This window comes from Peribacillus sp. NPDC097284 (assembly GCF_044761765.1).
GTDB lineage: Bacteria > Bacillota > Bacilli > Bacillales > DSM-1321 > Peribacillus.
Genome location: NZ_JBIWCZ010000005.1, coordinates 156,892 through 174,760 on the forward strand (window position 1 = coordinate 156,892; position 17,869 = coordinate 174,760).

Consider the following 17,869-nt stretch of genomic DNA (forward strand, 5'->3'; position numbering starts at 1 on the left):
TTAGATAATTCAAAGATGGTTCCTTTAGTTAACATACTGTATTATTAATAATCAATGTTTGATCCAGCGCATTGACCTGTAACACTATAGCACTTGCTTCATCAATCTTTTCGCAGTTAATTACTTTGTAAGATGTGCTTCGAACATGTCAATAATTTCAAGAAATCTTTCAGCTTCACGGAAAACATGGTCTGCTAATAAAGGATGGATAATGCTCTTAATTTTACATTCCTCAATTAGATCCCGAGCTGTTTTCTTGAAATCTCGAAGCGAAACTACAGATACCCTATTCTGATCAAGAAACTGATCTAAAAGAGGACCGGTCTTTGATTGTGGTTTCATAGACTCTAAGTCTGTAGCCTGAAACAACAATTGATCAAAATCATTGCTAAACTCCCTTGCCATATCCACAAGCTTTCTTTCCGATGGATCAAGGAGATGTCCAATGAATTTGGCATGATCGGCCATAATTCTTAAGAAAAAAACATTCTCTTTGATTATTGCATCAGGAAGTGGTTTCAACTTCCCTTCATTTAATTCAATTAACCGTTTTCTAAAATAATTTGCTTCTCGACTTGTATGGTCCACTAAAAGCGGGAAATTGTTTGCTCCTGGTAATTGACCGGTTAGTATCAGTCCTAACACTTTCCTCTTAAAGGCAAATATACCTGTCGCAGCCTGTTGAACTTCCGAATTAAACCTTTTAATTTGTTCTGGATCGGTTTGATTTGTAAAAGAATGTGATTGTTGCTCAACTTTTTCAAACAATTGATAATACTGATTTGCTTCTTCAATTAACTGTGTATCGTCACATCTAAAACCCAATCTAAGAAATAAAGAGTGTTCCTTCATAATTCTAGACCAAAAGCGAATTTCATCTAAAGACCGTGCAACAAACATTCCTGTAGCTGTTCCCATATTTGAACCTTGTGAGTTTTCATTCCAATTCATACTATGCCCCCAATATCATGCATAAATAAAATACCTTTAATATTGTATTAGCAAGTGTTCATAAAAATACTGCCAGCCTGGATAAAATTTATGATTGTACATTCAAAAGGCCTCGAATTGGCAGCCCTATAATGGCCTGAATTCTACAAGATTTCGAATGAGAGGCTTGTATGTTCAACAGTCATAATTAATAAAAAAAGTCGCTCAACTACTGATTTCTCAGCATGTTGAACGACTTTTCCGATTTGGTTACGGCAGGATTTGAATATTCCTTAGTGATTTATTCCCTAAAATTCAACGTGAAGGTTTAGGAGCTGAACAATCTGAACAACTTCTCTGATTGCTCCCTTTAAATTTAGTGAAAGATTTTTCAAAGATATTTCCGCATGAACATTTAAACTGTAGTTTTTGAGAGTACCCAAGATATTCAGTAGAAAGTAATTCACTATCGGAATTCTTCGTGACATAGTCACGGATATTTTCAATAGTCCATTTTTTATTCATATTAACACACCTCCGATAGTGTTTCCGAATTAAACAAAGGAAGAAGTTTCGGATAATTCCCTTTCAATGTAGGTAAAAGGCTACCCAATCTACTTGAGTACCCTATTATAGCATTACTTTTATCATATAACACATAGCTCTTTCATATTTTAAAGTATATGAACCCCTTTCATTCTGAAGGTAGAAGGCTAACATCCTCCAAAGAGTAGAATTGTCAGCCTCTACTATTTTGCCACTTACTCTTTAGCCCTTTTTTTAATGGGTAACTAGGGGGATTTTATCTAGGCAGCTTTTACATAAGATATCTCTTCATTTAACATTTAATGGACACATTAGTTTATAAACAATTGGGTATATGAATGAATAGAATGTTTAACCAGTCGTTTATAATTTTCTTTGTATTGATATTCATGATAAATAATTTTTAACTGGAGTGTTGTTAAATGCATATTGAGCTTAAAAAGGAAGCAGTAGAACAATTAAGAAAAGTGGATTATAAAGAGAACGAAGGTATACGAATCGAAGCCATCTACCTTAGAAGCTGTTCTATTTATGTGGAACACGAACTGAAAATTGATAATCAAACAGAAGAAGATGAGAAATTCATAATCGATGGAGTGCCTATATTAATATCAAGTGAATCCAAAAAGCATTTACCGAATAAAGTATTTCTTAGCTACAGTGATAGTCTTGGATATAAACTATATTCAGACGAAGAAACTTTGAGATATAATCTCCAATTGAAGAGAGTAAATGAATAAATAACTCAAAAAAAACCAACTTCAATTTCAGTTGGTTTTTTGAGTTTAATCTTGTCGTTGGTCTGTTTTAAAACTCTACAGTTTCCAAGTACAACCCAGCTGGGTCTGCCATACGACCCGTTTGGATTCTTTCTTTCGATTCTATAATACTTGGTATATTCTTAGCATCTATTTCATCCAGCCCAACTTCTATTAACGTGCCGACAATCTTTCTAACCATATTATAAAGGAAACCGTTACCTCGCACTCTAACTTCGATGAAGCCTGCAATTTCTTCTATATCAATAGAATATATTTCACGCACCATGGATTTCTTCTTTGACTTTGCATTTGAATAAGCCGTAAAATCGTGGCTGCCTATAAAGTATTGACTACCTTCTATCATGCTTGGTATATTGAGGTTTTCCTCAACATGCATACTGTACTTTCGCATGAATGGATTTGTATATGGTTCGTTCCAGATCTTATACAAGTAGGTCTTATCCTTCACATTATAACGGGCATGAAAACGTTCAGGAACCAATGTAACCTCCACAATACTGATATCTCGTGGTAAATATCTATTCAAATAGTTCATGACATCAGATTCAGTCATATTTAAATTCATCTTAAAATTGGCTATTTGAGAAAGCGCATGTACACCGGAATCCGTTCTGCTGCATCCAATGATTTCAATCGGTTCCCCTACCATTTCCGTTAATACATTTTCTATTTTCCCCTGAATCGTATTTTCACTATCACCGAGTCGTTGCCATCCCTGGTAGCGCCCGCCATCATATTGAATGGTCAATTTATAATTATTCATTTTTTCCTCCTTATTTTATTACTAATAGATAATCTTCAAAGAAAATCCCAGATAAAATACAAGCCCCTCACGCAAATCTTGCAGCATGAGGGAACGAATGATTTTTCATTATTAGTAACACAGCAAATTGTTAATTGTAATGTTTTTGTACAACTCTAAAATATTTTCGAGAAAATTTTCCTGCTCCCCATTTTTATGTTTCGAGAGCTCCACACTGCTTACAAGTACTGATACATGATTTATGTAAAGGTCATACATCTAATTTATGCAATGCTATAATAAATCCCAGTAACTAAACTGAAAAGTACTTCTGGATAGTGTACCAAAGGGACTAACGCCATGCAAATAAACAGAATATTCAAAAAACATTATGTTGTAGCACGAACCAAAGAAATATAAATGAGAGTAGCTCACCCATAGTTTATTGTATTAAAAACATACCTCCAACATGGAAAGAACGAGTGCTTGATTACACCGGTCATATTTTTCAAAAACAGAAGGGAAAAAGTCTCCATTACGTGTTATGGGTACCTTCAATTTAATCTTGCCAATACTCATCGTAAAGTCACGTTCATAATAGCCATTCCGATAATCCTGACACTCGGTAGAGCGCTCATAAGATGATACTTGTAGATAGTTATCTCTCTCTTTCTCTATAGACTCATTTAAGATCAACACAACCGCTGATTTAATCACGGTATCAAGATTAGAATTCAAAATGGATACTTTTAAAAGATCGTCATCAAGGTAAAACTAAACTTTAACTGATTCATTTTATTCCTCTTTTTAATGTTATTTCGGGTAGAAACCATTGTTTCCAAGAGCGGATAAAATGACTCTCTTTTTTTACACAATTATACGGACTTAATCAAAGCTTCTAACATGAATGCTCCTTTTTACACTTTTATTTGGTTGTTCAGAGAAGCAACCACTGGATAAACAGCCTACATCTAGTGTGGAGATTAAGAATATTGAACAGCAACATACACAGCCAATTTAAGCTGTTTCAAAATCCAAAAAATCATTCTGGATGTACCATTAATATCACAAAACCCTGAACTTAAATACGGCTGTGAAGTTACAAGCTTAGCTATGTTTCTACAGTTTGCTGGAATAAAAGTTGATAAAATGCAATTAGCTGACAAAATCAAAAAAGATAACGAACCACTTTTTACGAATAAGGAGGGAGATATTGTCCGTTGGGGTGATCCTAATAAAGGATTTGTTGGAGATATTACTGGAAAAACTAAGGGATGTGCAATCTATGTTGAACCATTTCAAGATTTAATAAAACAATATCTACCACATCGCACAATGAATCTAACAGGAGAATCCTTCAATGATGTACTAAATCAAGTACAAATGAAAAAACCTATAGTGGTTGCGACTACAGGAGATTATAAAACACCCGATAGATGGGAGTCCTGGAGATGCGATAGCAAAGAAATCGTAACTCCACTATATTTCCATGCTGTAGCACTCGTTGGTTTTGAGGGTGATTATGTTTATATAAATGACCCTTTAAGCGGTAAAAAGCACAAAAGGTAAACAAAGAAATCTTCATCCATTATTAGGAAGCACTGGGTAAACAAACCTTATCATATCACTAATGAACTAACACTTCTTTTTTTGTATTTGAAATGAAGTCTTCTCTTATTGAATGCATATTTTTTCTTCTCCATCATCCAATCTAAGCATTTCAATTAATTAAGTAGGGTCCATATGAACTAGAACAATTATTGAAAACCAAGTCGGGACCTAAATACTAATCAGTGCCACACCCTTCATGTAGATATCTTAAACAACACTTCAACTTATATTGCATCTATACCCTTAAAGAAAAACATAATATTTTGAAAGTAATTGTCACAAGGACAAAGCTAAGTATTCCAAAAAACAAAAGAATATTTTGTTCATTTAACGATGAGTATGGAAGTCCACATATAGAAGGATCTAAGGCTACTGCCCCAATCATTGTTCCCATTATCCCTCCAACTCCCCCCTGAAAAAAACCAGCTATGAACGATTGCGTATTGAGCATCGCACCAAATGCCATTCCAATAGCTATTCCAATAAACATATTTATCACACTCATAACTACGAAGTTAGCAGGAAATAATAAAAAGAGATTAAGGGCGGTCACAAGTCCTAAGGCGGCACTGCCTGTAAACGCTACAATAAAACCGAATCGATCACTGAATAATAGCCTTGATTTGTTAAGAAATCGAAAACTTATGAAACCAATCAAACTATTAGTAATAAGAATAATGAGCAAAAAAAACTTCAATTGCAAACCTCCCCAATTCATTAAGCATATTTTGAGGACAACAGTAACATAGCAAATGATCCGATTATAAATAATTCGAGAAATAGTATAAAAATAATGCTATCTGAGGCAGCAGCTCCGATCATTGGAGCCATGATTCCCATTAATAGTCCATTAATATAACCGGTTAAAAGGGTTTGATAATCGAACAAACCTCCAAATAAACTACCAATGATCATACCAATTAATGTTGCTACAACGGTAATCTCCATGTAATGTAATGGGTATTGGCTAATTAAAATGACACCTGTGACAAAAGCCAATCCTCCTCCAGTAATCATAGCAATGTTCATTCCCAGATGAAATCCAATCAATTTACGCCGTTTATAAAGATACATATAAGCAATCAATGTAATAACGAAATTGCCATACAATAAAATACCAAACCATTGTGACATTTCATCACCTCTTTAATAACATATGATGAGCATTATGACATTTGCGCAAATAATAAAAATATTTTAAAAATATTTTAAAAATTATTTTTAATCCACTTCATTATACTTGACCACACCAAAATTCTATTCTTTTAATATATTATATTAATCCTACTAAAAGGATAATATTATAAAAGGTGGAGAAAATATGTCTGACAAAAATAAATTCAGTGATTTTTTCAAGGGAATTCCTGTTAACTACCCTATAGGGGTTGTTTATTTAAATGGTTTTCCAGTAGAAGTTGCTAACTTCTCAAATCTACAGTACGATACAGGATTAGCTTACTTTATCGATGCTGAAGGTCAACTTACAGTATTAGATACAGCAAAAATCGATGGTGTTTCTTTTGGTGAAGCTGCAGAAGCACCAGAAGAAGAATAGTAGCTTAAGCTCGAACAAAATCTCCTTATCGTGATGCAGCTGTATTTATTTTAGTAATACAGTCGAAGAACAAATAAATTGGACGGACAGTAATCATGTAATTCACTGTCCGTTTTCAATCGTATCTATATAAAAGTTCTAAATCGAATTCATCTATGTCTTACACTACGTAAGACTAAGAAAGAGGGTAAGTATTAATGAATAATAAATGTGATGCAAATAAATTAAAGAAATTGCTTATGAGTTTACCAGTTAACTATCCTATAGGACTTATTTATTTGAATGGATTACCTATAGAAATTAGCACATTTATATACCTAAATTGCGATACTGGGATAGCTAACTTTGTAGGAGCAGAAGGAAATGTTGTGTCATTAGACACTGCACAAATCAATGGTTTATCATTTAGACAAGCTGAAGAACCAGAAAAAGGGTGTTACTGATTATTCAAATTATAGGATTTCTAGATTCAATATAATTTGTCTTTTATAACTATAAAGACTAGGAACCCTTTACTTTTTATACTTTAAACATAGTGTAACCGCCAAGTAGAAATAAACACTTTCTTACCTGAAAATGCTGAATCAGGATGCACACCATTTTCCAGTAATGATGTTCACCTTATTTGGAGAGACGGGCATGATAGTCTATTTTAACTGAGCCTGATAAACCTTGGTTTATCTGGCTTCATGGCTCATATCTTACCCGTAGTGGCTCCATGTAAAGTGACATTGTGCATGTTCTAATTTCCGGTAAAGTGGCCACTCTAATTCAGCCAAAAGTGTTCAAAGTTATCTGACGAATCCTATAATACCAACTACTATTCATCTCCCCATACAATCCCATCTATAGTAGAACACTCGAAAGTTTTTACATTTTCATTATCAAGAAAAAAAACAAGTTTATCTTGATTGTTTAAACTTAAAAATTTTGTCACGCTCTCTTTTTTCCCATTTACATAAACACTTTGAAGAGGATAATTACTAGGCAACATTTTTAAAATTGATATAAAAGGATATTGAAACATCTCATTTCTTGTTGACAGCTCTTCTGATAGGATCGAATCGTACTTGGTAAACTGCCTTTTTATTTCTTGAAAACGCTCTAAGCACACATTAAGTTGCTTAGAGAACATAGGAATCGTTTTGTTATTATTATCCAATCCATCACTAAGCTCCTTTAGTTTTCTTTGGAATTCTATAACTTGCTCGGATAGAATAAAAATTATTTCATTATTACTCTCTAATTTATTATTAAGTTTTGTTTGGTTTCTTTGGAATTCTATAACTTGCTCGGATAGATTAGAAATTTCATTTTTACTTTCTAATTTATTATTAAGTTTTGTTTGGTTTCTTTGGAATTCTATAACTTGCTCGGATAGATTGGAAATCATTTCATTTTTACTTTCTAATTTATTATTAAGTTTTGTTTGGTTTCTTTGGAATTCTATAACTTGCTCGGATAGATTGGAAATTACTTCATCATTACTCTCTAATTTATTATTAAGTTTTGTTAGTTTTTTTTGAAATTCAGTATTATAATTTGAATGATAACATTGTTGATTCGAGGAATAAGACATCCCCATATCTAAATATAACTTAGGGGGAGAATTTCGTTTTACATATGAAGGTTTCACTACTTATTTCTCTCCTCTTGCCGTTTATTATAATATATGAGAAGACTATTTCAACGGGAACATAAAAGAAAGTAATATTTATATAAAATAAAGCCGGATATCACCATATTCCGGCTTTTTCACAGTATTATTTTTTGTGCAATTTTGGTATTCTCAGCTAATTCTTATCTAACAAGAAAATGACTTGTCGTACTATATGGTGATAAAACAGATGGAAGGGAAAGGTATGTCCATTTCTTTCTCATTACACAAAGAGATCAACATTGATTCATTCGTTACTTCCACTAAAGTCCCTTCAAATTCTTCATCATTAATCTTGATTTTCAAATTCTTATGCAAAACCGTTAATAAAAAAATAGCTAACGTGGTTTTGAAAAAGATATCGATCAATTCTGGTGAGCAGGAGACTGTTTCTCCAAAATTAAAGGTTAGTGACCTACGAAGGCAAGGGTCTATATCTAACAAATCTGGTTCATTCAAAGGTTGTACAATACGACTATCCGTTTTTAAAGAGATAATTTTTAATAATGGAATGATGATTTGTTCGTTGCTTTGTCTTAACACAACAAAATCCCGACCAACAAAGCAAACGACACCACAAATTTTTATATTATCCCTCTCAATTACTTTTTTCTTGTTTACGACTTCTTTCTTCTTTCTTTTAGAGACCTTTTTAATATTAGTCCTTTTTCCTACACGTGGTTTCTTTTGGATTTTACCTACCTTTTTTCTCCATCTCCATATTTTTTGATTCCTTTTCTCTACACCCTTAATGGCTTTAATCGAAGTCATTTTCAACGTCGGTTTACTTACCTCTATTTCTTCCTCTGCTTCTTCACAATCTAACTCAATTTCAACCAATTGTTCGATTAGGCCTTCAAGTGATCTCATCTTCCCTAATTTTGACTGTTCATTTGATAAACCAAAATTCAGAAGCAATTCATTTGCAGCATCAATCCGTCTATCAAGCTCCATAGTTTGCTCTTCGGGAAGACATGAAGTTGGGGAAGGATATTTAGGAGTATCTAAACGTAGGGGGCAACAATCTTCCGGAATACAAAAGTCATCACACGCACCTGGAGGAACAAATTCTGGACAACAAAATTCACTGTTATTATTAATCACTGTATCACCTCCCTTCAAGAGAAATAAGTTTTTCTATTAGTATTTTATTATTCAGTTAATTTTCTAATTGTTTCCATAATTTCTTCTTTATCTATAGCCTTTTTTGTATTTGCCATATCAAATATTCCACGAATTCTATTTTTCTCATCCATTAAATACATTACGGTATTATGAGAAATAAAGTCGCCACTTACTTTTTTATATTTCATTTTAAATATGCCTGCAACTTCTTTCGTCTCATCTGTGGACCCCCTCATAAACTTCCAGCCATCATCGTTTGCATCGAATGCTTTTGCATAGTCACTAATAACCTCATTGCTATCATTCTCTGGATCTAAAGTAATAGAAAGTAGTTCCACTTTCGTTCCGAATAACTCTTCCTTTTGAAGTTGAAGCTGTAAGTCTTTTAAATCATTCATAGTCATTGGACAGATATCAGGGCATTGTGTATAGAAAAAAGTTACTAATTTCACTTTATTATTATCTAAATTGTACTGTTCACCTGTAATAGTATTCATAACAAAAGGATCTACTTTATCCAAGACAGGTATTTCATTGTTATCTCGAAATATAAATAATAAAAAGAAAAAAACTAAAAGACTAATGAAACAAATAAAAATAGTTAACAATTTCAATTTATCTCTCATCTATCTACACCACCCTATTAACGGTTCGTCAATAAAAATATTATGTTTCTAATAAATCATTTTATGTTTCTGATTCCTAACGGTTACTAAAAAATAGGACAAACATACAATTTCAATCGGAAATTTTTTCAAAAAGGCTAATGCACATTTCAAATGTCACGGACAAGCATAAAATGGGAATACCTTCATGAAAGGAGATATATAAATGGCGAACCTTGAAGATTGTCATTGCTGTAATGAGGCAGTCCGCCAGGCTTTTATACAGCATCACTGCAAAAATAATTTCAGAAACCATAACAATTGCTCATGCCAATCCAGCTGCTGTTGTATCAAGAAACCTGTATTGTGCATTTTTGATGAGTTTTTTGAAATTCAGCCCAAGGAATCTTGCCCAATCAGAAAAGTTTGTTTACTAACTCCTTTAATTCAACGCTGTAATTAAAAAGAATATTAGAAAGGAAGAAAATAAATGAGTATACATCGCGAATGCAACTGCAATAAACGCAACTGTAAAAAATGTGACTGTCATAAGCACGACTGCGATAAGCACGACTGTCATAAGCACGACTGCGATAAGCACGACTGTCATAAGCACGACTGCGATAAGCACGACTGTCATAAGCACGACTGCGATAAACACGACTGCGATCACCATAACCATTGCGATTGTTGTGATAATCGGGAATGTTGCGATAAACGTTTTCGCATCAGATTAGGTGGATTAAAGAATGGATTAGCCTTTCGGTTAGATCAGTTAAGTGGTTGTAACATCAAGCTTTTTATTGAAGGTGAAACAAAGCCAGTAGAAGGAAAATTAATTCTGGTTGGTACAGATTTCGCAGAGCTTTTATTAAAAAATAATGTAGACAAAAAAAATAAAGGCGATCAATTTCTTATCGTTCCTTTTGAATCGATTAAACTTATAGAAAGCTAGATTATAAAGGAATCGAATATGTTTCATCTTAAGTCTTAGGTTTCACCCCACCTTTCAAACCAGGGGAATCATCCCCTGGTTTGTTAGATATTATCTAAACTTGGCAAATGAGTTTGAATTTTGTCATGGACACGGATGATTCCCCACATTCCTTGCTCAATATCCCAGCGAATATTTCCTGATCGGTACATATAATCTCCAGGGCAATTCAATATTCCACCTGCACCACCAATTAACAGTAAATCTTCCGCATGTCCTGGCACTATATGTCCGACATATGAATCAGATCGGGAATCCAATTCTCTAGGGTCAAATTTCCACTTATGTCCATGAATATGAAACGTATGAGCTCTTCTTCGTTCAGATGGATGTGTCAAACGGACAACAACACCCTCTCCCGGGTACGCTTCAAAAACAGGTGTAGCAGGATCGTCAAAAACTTTTGAACTAAATAAATCACTTAAAATCGGTCTTTCTCTAAAGCGGTTAATCAATCTTTCCGACCGGTAATTAAAACCTCGCGAACCATTATCGTACGTATCTACTTCCTCGTCAGGCTCTGCAACTGGTATCACACCCGCTAGCGGATCAACAATTAACTGCCCTTGTTTATCAACGAGTCGAACACCATCGTGCATAATTAGGACGAATTCTCGAGAATTACCCAATAGGGGATTAGAAAGAACTACACTAGCACCTGTGCATACTGGTTCAAGAGTCATCGGGTCTAGATAAGTCGTAAAGCGTGGTTCAGCGATAAAAGCTCCAAATGCACCGAATGAACGATGATTTCGTAAATCAGCCATATCAAACATGACACAGCTTCCAAGATTTTCACTGACATGCCAGCGATAGGTGATTTCTTCTCCAGGTCCAACAGTTTGATCTGGGTTAAAACCGACTGTATCACCACTAGATGTTTTAACATCATAATCAAGTAAACTAACATGTAGTGAAATCCTCAATGACGGAGGATAAAATGCTTGTTCTTTCACAGGTGGATATGGATGGATTCCATCTGGGAAAGGAAATAATTCAAATTTAAGCTGACTTGTTAGCGTAACCTCGACAAGATCTCCTACATTTCCTCTTAAAATGAGTGGCTCAGGGTTCTTCTTCCCGCACAGAATATCTTCAACATCTTCTTCAAGGGCAAAAATAATGCCAAATGGATCATGATCACCAAAGGAATTATAAATAATCGGTGTTTGAAATGCGACAACGCGATAACAACGAACTGGTGGATCATCTGCTATTTCAGGCGGTAATGTGCATAATGGATTCGCAAGGGTAGGCGGTTTTCCCGTCTTTACAGGCAATGGTTCTGTTCTTCGCGGGGGAAGCGGTTTATCTGGTAAAGGTATTAAGTCGTTTACTTCCTGATCAAATGCCCGTATTAAGCCCCACGTACCGTTCCAGACATCTTCTTCATCCTCAAATGCCCATAAATAATCACCTGGAAGCGGAAGATCCATTTCTAACGTAAACGATTCTGAAATCCCGATATGTCGTTGGGATAAAAGAGTTGTATCATTGCTAGGACGCTCCATCTTCCACTTTAATCCATGTAGATTAAAAGTGTGCGACTCCTCATGAGCGCCTTGTAATAAGCGAATGCGAATAGGATCTTCGCTATAAGCTCTTAATATTGGGGTTACAGGGTCTCCATTCACAAATGAACTAAAGGAATAGGCTGGATCACAATCTTTCCCAAGTCGAAACTGAAGCGGTTCATTCTTGTAATTAACCCCAAACACACCAGGATCTTCTTGTGAACCAGGGAATGGTGGCGGCGCAAGAGGATTTCCATTTTCATCAAATAATAAAGTGAAATCTTGGATAAATAAAGCAAAATCTCGATAATCAGGGATTAATGGATTTGTAATGGTTACTTGTGTTCCTACATCTACTTTCTCACCCGTACAAGAGTCGAGAGCTTGCGAGAAGCGAGGTTGAATAATTCCTGCGCCAAATACTCCATGTTGCTGGTGAGAAACTGCAAATAAATGATCGTGGAAGAAAAAGGCTTTCAATTCTGTATCCGCATAATACTCATAACGTATTGTCTCACCTGGTAGAACGGAACTGTCATAGTTCCAACCGACATTTGCACCATCCGCTACAAGAACATCAAACTTAACAAAGTGGATATGAAAACCAGCTTCATATGTTCTCGTTACAAGTTGGAAAGCATCACCATCCAAGACATGTGGCAGCCGATTCGTAAAGTTTAGCCTAATGCATGAACCTGCGTTAATGTGGAGAGCGAGTGGCTCTGGTTCTTTCTTACCCGATAGTACATCATCTAGATCCCGATCTAAAACGTATAACCTTCCTTTCGGATCATGCCATCCCTGTTTGTTGTAAACAAGGGGCATCTCGATTAGTGAGACATCAAATTCGACTACAACTGGATTTCCTAAACATGAATCTACAAAAACAGCACCAGGTCTCGCGTTTGGTACAGCTGCATTTTTTTCAAGATTTGTCATTTCGCGACCACCAACGATTCCAAGAGGCGGTCTTGGTGCTTTACAACCGACTTTTCCGGGAATGAAATTTGGAAAACCAGGCTTTTCTTTCGTCGGTCGAGGGGGACAAGGTCGATCAGGCAATGGCTGCAGAGCAGCAATTGGAACGCCATTAGGATAACATTGACTACCATCTTGAAGCGTATCAAAGATTCGATTAATTCCCCACATTCCTACTTCAAAATGTGGATATAAATGACAATGGATAATCACATCTCCAATTGCTCCATGTAAGCTTCCAAGACCGTATAATGGTATGACATTATAATGAGATTGTGGACTAATTGCCTGAGCATCAATAATTTCTGATTTCACATTCTTTGAATCTCTTAACCATTGATGGACATGGTAGTGAAACACATGTGTTTCTTTTGCACCACCGTGTATCATTCGGATAACCGCAGGATCTCCTTTATATCCACGTAAAATCGGTGTGGCAGGATCTCCAAAAACCCAGGAATCATGATGAACTTCTTCCCCATCGGCTTCAGGAGTTACAACGCCTTCATCTATCAACCTAATACGATTATGAAGTGGCTCATAGCGGTAATTTACGCCGTGAAAAGATTCTGTTTCTTGATTTGTACGAATATTAATAGCTCTATTTCCAGTTAAATCATCCACTTCCATTTCATCATTAAAAACCCAAGCGTACTCTCTAAACGAAGGTAGAAATGGATGATGAATATCAGCAAAAACACCACTATTCAGCTCTCCACCTGTCACCGGATCCGTCCACCAAGAACCTCTTGTTTGTACAAGTAACGAACCAAAGAGTCCTTGAATACTTGAGCCTTCTTCAGTACTAGATACATTACCAAGATCAGTGAAAAAATAAATGCCATCAACATCTGTTAAAATCCTATAAAGAATCTTTTCTCCACATTCAACTAACGAACTTGGGTTAAACCCAACATTCGCTCCGTCTGACGTTAACACATCATAACTGGCTTCCTGAAAATGCATACCAGTTGCAAACGGAAGTTGATTCTCAAAAAGGATTTCTACTGTATCACCAGCATTAGCCCTGATAGTAAGAGGCTGCACAAGTTCTACTGGTTTAAATGGATTTTTTTTAACAAGCTCTTTTACTTTCGCTTCATTTTCTTTTAATACATACATTCTTCCATCTGGATTATGATCACCAAAATTATTTACAACAATTCTGATAGGAATGGCCACCACATGATAGCGTCTGATCATGATATTCCCTCCTCTTGGTGCCTTACTTCATATCATCTAGTTCTGGAATTCTTGGTTTTCCAGGCCGCTCTATATAGAACACTTCAATGTTATGAATATGGACAAACCAATTTCGATTTTCCAACTGGGAAAATTGTGTTATTTCCACACAAATTTTAGCAACATCCTCAACAACATCAAGAATTTCTCCGATAAACATAAACGGATAAGATGGCGTTAATATGAGAGCTCGTAGGCCAATCCCATCTCTAAAATTATTAACAAGTGCCTCATCATGAATTGTATTAATCGACTGACAATCAAAATAATCATTATTCATTCAACTAAACCTCCTTTGCCGCAGAGTATCTCTATTAAACGAGTGGAAACCTTGTATCGCTATCAAAACCTGGTGTGAAATGAGCGATTTTTTCCAAAGGAATAGATAATGGTGTCGGAAATTTAAAGAAAGGTGCATTTAATATTTTTATAGTTACTGGAAATAGAGTAATATGACCTTCTTCCACTTCCACTAACGGACCAACAAAAATCGGTCTAAATGTCTGTCCTAACAGATTTAGTTGTGCTGTTTCTGTTACTACTAACAATTCCTCTCCAATAAATTCATTTAGCTCTCTAAAAAAATCGTCTTCACAACTTTCCTTACAACTTTCTTCCCTACTCTCCTTACAACTTTCTTCACTACTTTCCTTAGAGCAATCACAATCATTCGACTCTCTATCTAATTTGTCATCTTTGTTTTCGTCATTTCGATTTTTTTTTTCACTCATGCTACCCCTCCTCTTTTAAAGTAAGCACCATTCTTCAGGCGAACTATTCACAGATAAGAAAAAATTCTTATTTAAAACAGGCCAAATCGTTTCTTCCCTAAAAGCGATAAAAGATTAATGAACCGTATGCTTTGAATAATTGTAGTATGTGTTAAATCAACTTCGATTTTCTCATTAAATAAAAGAAGTATTAGTTTTTGTTGGGTTACACTCTGAATTTTCCCAAATACTATTTCTTTATCGGTTCGAATTTTCACCCACGTTTTTCGCCAAGATACCAAGTTTGTAGCTAAAGATTCCTCGAAAAATTGCTGAATTAATACATCTCTCTTAGACACCGTCTCACCAAAGTTATTTAGCAGCTTTCGTCTTAAATCGTTATCAAAAATAAAATACTGATGACTGCTTGAGAAATTCGGTATTCCTGTAGGAAGGTTAGCTGATTCAATGGCATGATAAGGTAGCCATATCCGCTCATTCAAGTTGGTTAGCATCACGAAATCGCGTCCAATAGCAGTCACCTTTCCAAGCATCTGAATGATTTTATCATCATTTTTCAAATTAATAACAACCTGTTGATTTCGTTTCATTTTGAAAAATTTCCTCAAAACAAGTATTTTTTTTTTTCTGGAGCCGCCTTAGTAATATTCATTAAATTCACTTGCTCCATATATTCATTAAAAATTCTAATTTCTTCAGTTGATGTGGCTCCAAGAGGTGAAGTTATACCTGTAGTTGTTTCATATATATCATTTTCTTTAATAACCTCCTGCTTTCTTTTTTCCGCTAAATCAGAGATGTAATCACTGAGTCGCATCTTAGTTTTCAAACAACCCCCTCCTCATTTCATTCATAACAATGTATGGGTGAAAACCCTTAAATATTCATTAATAAAATGGTTACTTTCATCAAATTAATTCCCTAATTACCAAAAACCACAGATACAATCCTTATCATTTATTGATAAGGACTAGATAGGGTTCTATTGTCTTGATGAATGACTACATACAATATCCAAGCAACGAAAACCAAAGAAACAGTAAAAAACGCAAAAACAGAGCATAAACTTTGTTTTTGCGTTTAGGTTACCTTGAAAAATAAACGATTCTCTTGTCTTGAAGATAAAATTAATACCTGTACTTTTGATTTACTTCTTAAGAAGTGCCGTCAATAATATCCATCAAAGTACATAAATTATAACCAATAAAATCAGATTCAGTATACAATCCAGAAATAATGTATTTATCGAATTCGATTCACCTGTTACATTAACTTTTACATAAAGAAGTGATGATTGTAAATTTCTTAAATCATGAATCCTCACTTTGCAATTATTTCCGAATAAGTGATGAGATTGACGATGAACAATCAAGATTTGTAGAGGCAGTAGCTGCCGAAGCTTATAAATTAGGAATGGGTGAGCTTGTAACAGCAAGCCATACAACCGCAATGAGCTCTTATAATGATGCCTGTGTATACAAACTTTTCAAGAAACTAAAACAATCAAATATTAATTTTGTAGCACTTCCGAAGGCTAATTTGCATTTACAAGAAAGATTTGACAGCTATCTTGAGCGAAGAGGAATAACAAGGCTAAAGGAACTTTTAGAAGCAGAAATTAATGTTTGTTTTGTACTAGATTCTATTATGGATCCATGGTATCCACTGGGAGATGGGAATTTAATCCGTGTTGTCGAAATGGGTCTACATGCTTGTCATATGACAGGATACAACGATATTGTCACAGCTCTGAAATTGGATTCGCACACTTGATGCATCTTGAACCTACGTCCTATACGTTAGCACTTTGATCATTGACCCTTTCCTGTCAACTTTTGATTTCTTTTAGAAATCCTATAAAATTGTCTAGCTCCTCTCTAGTATACTTAATTAAAAAGCTCTTCCATACGTTTTTAATTTATCTAAAAATACCTGAAGCTGGCTCTCTCCCTATGCCCCAACAACTACTAGATTCATCGTTTTCCTCTTACTGGGAGTCCATGGTCGTTTTTGTAATCCGGAACAGGAACCAATCCGTAAAGTTCACGAAGCCTTGCTACTGCTTCTACAGGTGGTTTTGAATTGTAAAACCCACGTCGAGTCATATAAACACCTGAATTCTTCCTAAGATCCACTAACGATTCACACATCTTTATCCCAGCTGCAAAAGAGTCGATCACTGGAACATCCCCAATCCTTGATATGCCATGGGTTGCCAGGAATACATTCATTGGTCCTTCTCCCGGTACGATTATATCTGCTCCCTCAGCAATGGCCTTTTCAGCAGCCTTTTTAAATGAAGCTATTACAGGTTCTGGATTCTCAAACCCGGCCAGTACTTCGTCAAAACCAACCTCTGTCTGAACAATCGGTCCGAGCTTCCCTCCTAAACCATACCGATCAGCATTTTGACGAAGCTCATCTGCTAGTGGAGCCAGGAAATTCACAACACCGATTCGATCGCCAAGCATGGAGGCGATATGGAAGGAGGCTTGGCCATATCCGATAACCGGTATATCTACCAATGTACGGGCTTCTAACAGACCCACATCTGGGATTGTACCGATGAACATGGCATCATATCCAGCATTTTCAGCCATTATTGCCGCGCGAACAAATTGTTCACGATGCAAGTTTTGTAGATAAGAATAAGTAATAAAGTGTCCAGGGTAATTCGTTGGGTAGGTTTCTTTTTCCATTCCGTGGAGCACAACCTCTACTCCCGGACGGGCTATACGATCAATATGTTTTAAAACAGCATCCCGATATGGAATGACTGATTCAATGCTGGTTAGACTTTGATGCCAGATTTTCATAAGTTACCTCCTATAATAGTAGTTAACGTGTGCAATTTACG

Annotated in this window: 19 protein-coding genes and 2 pseudogenes; 5 read left to right on the plus strand and 16 right to left on the minus strand. The window is 35.4% G+C overall.

Annotated features, from left to right (window positions below):
• Positions 1-120: 120 nt before the first annotated feature.
• Both ACIQXU_RS12385 and ACIQXU_RS12390 read right to left on the minus strand, forming a co-directional pair.
• Entirely contained in the window at positions 121-951 is an 831-nt protein-coding gene (locus ACIQXU_RS12385; RefSeq protein WP_402872444.1) for a DUF2935 domain-containing protein, read from the minus strand.
• 294 nt (positions 952-1,245) lie between these two features.
• A complete protein-coding gene (locus ACIQXU_RS12390) occupies positions 1,246-1,455 on the minus strand; it encodes a hypothetical protein (protein ID WP_402872441.1) in 210 nt (69 codons plus the stop codon).
• 443 nt (positions 1,456-1,898) lie between these two features.
• On the opposite strand from ACIQXU_RS12390, the gene ACIQXU_RS12395 reads away from it, so the two are divergent.
• Positions 1,899-2,216 carry an iron-sulfur cluster biosynthesis family protein gene (locus tag ACIQXU_RS12395; protein ID WP_402989680.1) on the plus strand — a complete coding sequence of 106 codons (318 nt, stop codon included), beginning with the start codon at positions 1,899-1,901 and terminating at the stop codon, positions 2,214-2,216.
• A gap of 67 nt (positions 2,217-2,283) precedes the next feature.
• On the opposite strand, the gene truA is transcribed toward ACIQXU_RS12395, so the two are convergent.
• The gene (gene truA / locus ACIQXU_RS12400; protein ID WP_402989683.1) at positions 2,284-3,021 is read right to left on the minus strand and encodes a tRNA pseudouridine(38-40) synthase TruA; all 738 of its coding nucleotides are present in this window, start codon (positions 3,019-3,021) and stop codon (positions 2,284-2,286) included.
• 438 nt (positions 3,022-3,459) lie between these two features.
• Positions 3,460-3,741 (minus strand): annotated as a pseudogene (locus ACIQXU_RS12405) (transposase); the annotation flags it as partial.
• Between the two features lie 321 nt (positions 3,742-4,062).
• Here ACIQXU_RS12405 and ACIQXU_RS12410 point away from each other — a divergent pair.
• Positions 4,063-4,569 carry a C39 family peptidase gene (locus ACIQXU_RS12410; RefSeq protein WP_402989820.1) on the plus strand — a complete coding sequence of 169 codons (507 nt, stop codon included), beginning with the start codon at positions 4,063-4,065 and terminating at the stop codon, positions 4,567-4,569.
• A 277-nt stretch (positions 4,570-4,846) separates the two neighbouring features.
• Here ACIQXU_RS12410 and ACIQXU_RS12415 read toward each other — a convergent pair whose 3' ends face one another.
• Positions 4,847-5,308, minus strand: coding sequence for a hypothetical protein (locus ACIQXU_RS12415; protein ID WP_402989688.1), 462 nt, complete (start codon positions 5,306-5,308; stop codon positions 4,847-4,849).
• Between the two features lie 20 nt (positions 5,309-5,328).
• Positions 5,329-5,745 (minus strand): hypothetical protein, encoded by a 417-nt coding sequence (locus ACIQXU_RS12420; protein ID WP_402989691.1) that lies wholly within the window; start codon positions 5,743-5,745, stop codon positions 5,329-5,331.
• Between the two features lie 187 nt (positions 5,746-5,932).
• Here ACIQXU_RS12420 and ACIQXU_RS12425 point away from each other — a divergent pair, with 187 nt between their 5' ends.
• Complete coding sequence (locus ACIQXU_RS12425) at positions 5,933-6,166, plus strand: hypothetical protein (RefSeq protein ID WP_402989693.1); 234 nt, start codon at positions 5,933-5,935, stop codon at positions 6,164-6,166.
• Between the two features lie 197 nt (positions 6,167-6,363).
• Complete coding sequence (locus ACIQXU_RS12430) at positions 6,364-6,609, plus strand: hypothetical protein (protein ID WP_402989696.1); 246 nt, start codon at positions 6,364-6,366, stop codon at positions 6,607-6,609.
• Between the two features lie 377 nt (positions 6,610-6,986).
• Here ACIQXU_RS12430 and ACIQXU_RS12435 read toward each other — a convergent pair whose 3' ends face one another.
• The 9 genes from ACIQXU_RS12435 to ACIQXU_RS12475 all read right to left on the minus strand — a co-directional run bounded on the left by ACIQXU_RS12435 (position 6,987) and on the right by ACIQXU_RS12475 (position 15,841).
• On the minus strand, positions 6,987-7,802 hold the full coding sequence (locus tag ACIQXU_RS12435) for a hypothetical protein (RefSeq protein ID WP_402989698.1): 816 nt from the start codon (positions 7,800-7,802) through the stop codon (positions 6,987-6,989).
• 192 nt (positions 7,803-7,994) lie between these two features.
• Entirely contained in the window at positions 7,995-8,927 is a 933-nt protein-coding gene (locus tag ACIQXU_RS12440) for a hypothetical protein (RefSeq protein WP_402989700.1), read from the minus strand.
• A 47-nt stretch (positions 8,928-8,974) separates the two neighbouring features.
• Positions 8,975-9,574 carry an SCO family protein gene (locus ACIQXU_RS12445; protein ID WP_402989703.1) on the minus strand — a complete coding sequence of 200 codons (600 nt, stop codon included), beginning with the start codon at positions 9,572-9,574 and terminating at the stop codon, positions 8,975-8,977.
• A 421-nt stretch (positions 9,575-9,995) separates the two neighbouring features.
• A complete protein-coding gene (locus ACIQXU_RS12450) occupies positions 9,996-10,214 on the minus strand; it encodes a hypothetical protein (RefSeq protein ID WP_402989706.1) in 219 nt (72 codons plus the stop codon).
• A gap of 377 nt (positions 10,215-10,591) precedes the next feature.
• Complete coding sequence (locus tag ACIQXU_RS12455; RefSeq protein WP_402989709.1) at positions 10,592-14,242, minus strand: copper oxidase; 3,651 nt, start codon at positions 14,240-14,242, stop codon at positions 10,592-10,594.
• 22 nt (positions 14,243-14,264) lie between these two features.
• Positions 14,265-14,561 carry a hypothetical protein gene (locus ACIQXU_RS12460; protein ID WP_402989712.1) on the minus strand — a complete coding sequence of 99 codons (297 nt, stop codon included), beginning with the start codon at positions 14,559-14,561 and terminating at the stop codon, positions 14,265-14,267.
• Positions 14,562-14,595: 34 nt separating this feature from the next.
• On the minus strand, positions 14,596-15,012 hold the full coding sequence (locus tag ACIQXU_RS12465) for a hypothetical protein (protein ID WP_402989715.1): 417 nt from the start codon (positions 15,010-15,012) through the stop codon (positions 14,596-14,598).
• Between the two features lie 71 nt (positions 15,013-15,083).
• Complete coding sequence (locus tag ACIQXU_RS12470; RefSeq protein ID WP_402989718.1) at positions 15,084-15,602, minus strand: hypothetical protein; 519 nt, start codon at positions 15,600-15,602, stop codon at positions 15,084-15,086.
• A 14-nt stretch (positions 15,603-15,616) separates the two neighbouring features.
• On the minus strand, positions 15,617-15,841 hold the full coding sequence (locus tag ACIQXU_RS12475; RefSeq protein ID WP_402989721.1) for a hypothetical protein: 225 nt from the start codon (positions 15,839-15,841) through the stop codon (positions 15,617-15,619).
• 518 nt (positions 15,842-16,359) lie between these two features.
• Here ACIQXU_RS12475 and ACIQXU_RS12480 point away from each other — a divergent pair.
• Positions 16,360-16,770 (plus strand): annotated as a pseudogene (locus ACIQXU_RS12480) (amidohydrolase family protein); the annotation flags it as partial.
• A 215-nt stretch (positions 16,771-16,985) separates the two neighbouring features.
• Here the strand turns inward: ACIQXU_RS12480 and ACIQXU_RS12485 are convergent.
• Positions 16,986-17,828 (minus strand): aspartate/glutamate racemase family protein, encoded by an 843-nt coding sequence (locus tag ACIQXU_RS12485; RefSeq protein WP_402989723.1) that lies wholly within the window; start codon positions 17,826-17,828, stop codon positions 16,986-16,988.
• Positions 17,829-17,869 lie beyond the last annotated feature (41 nt).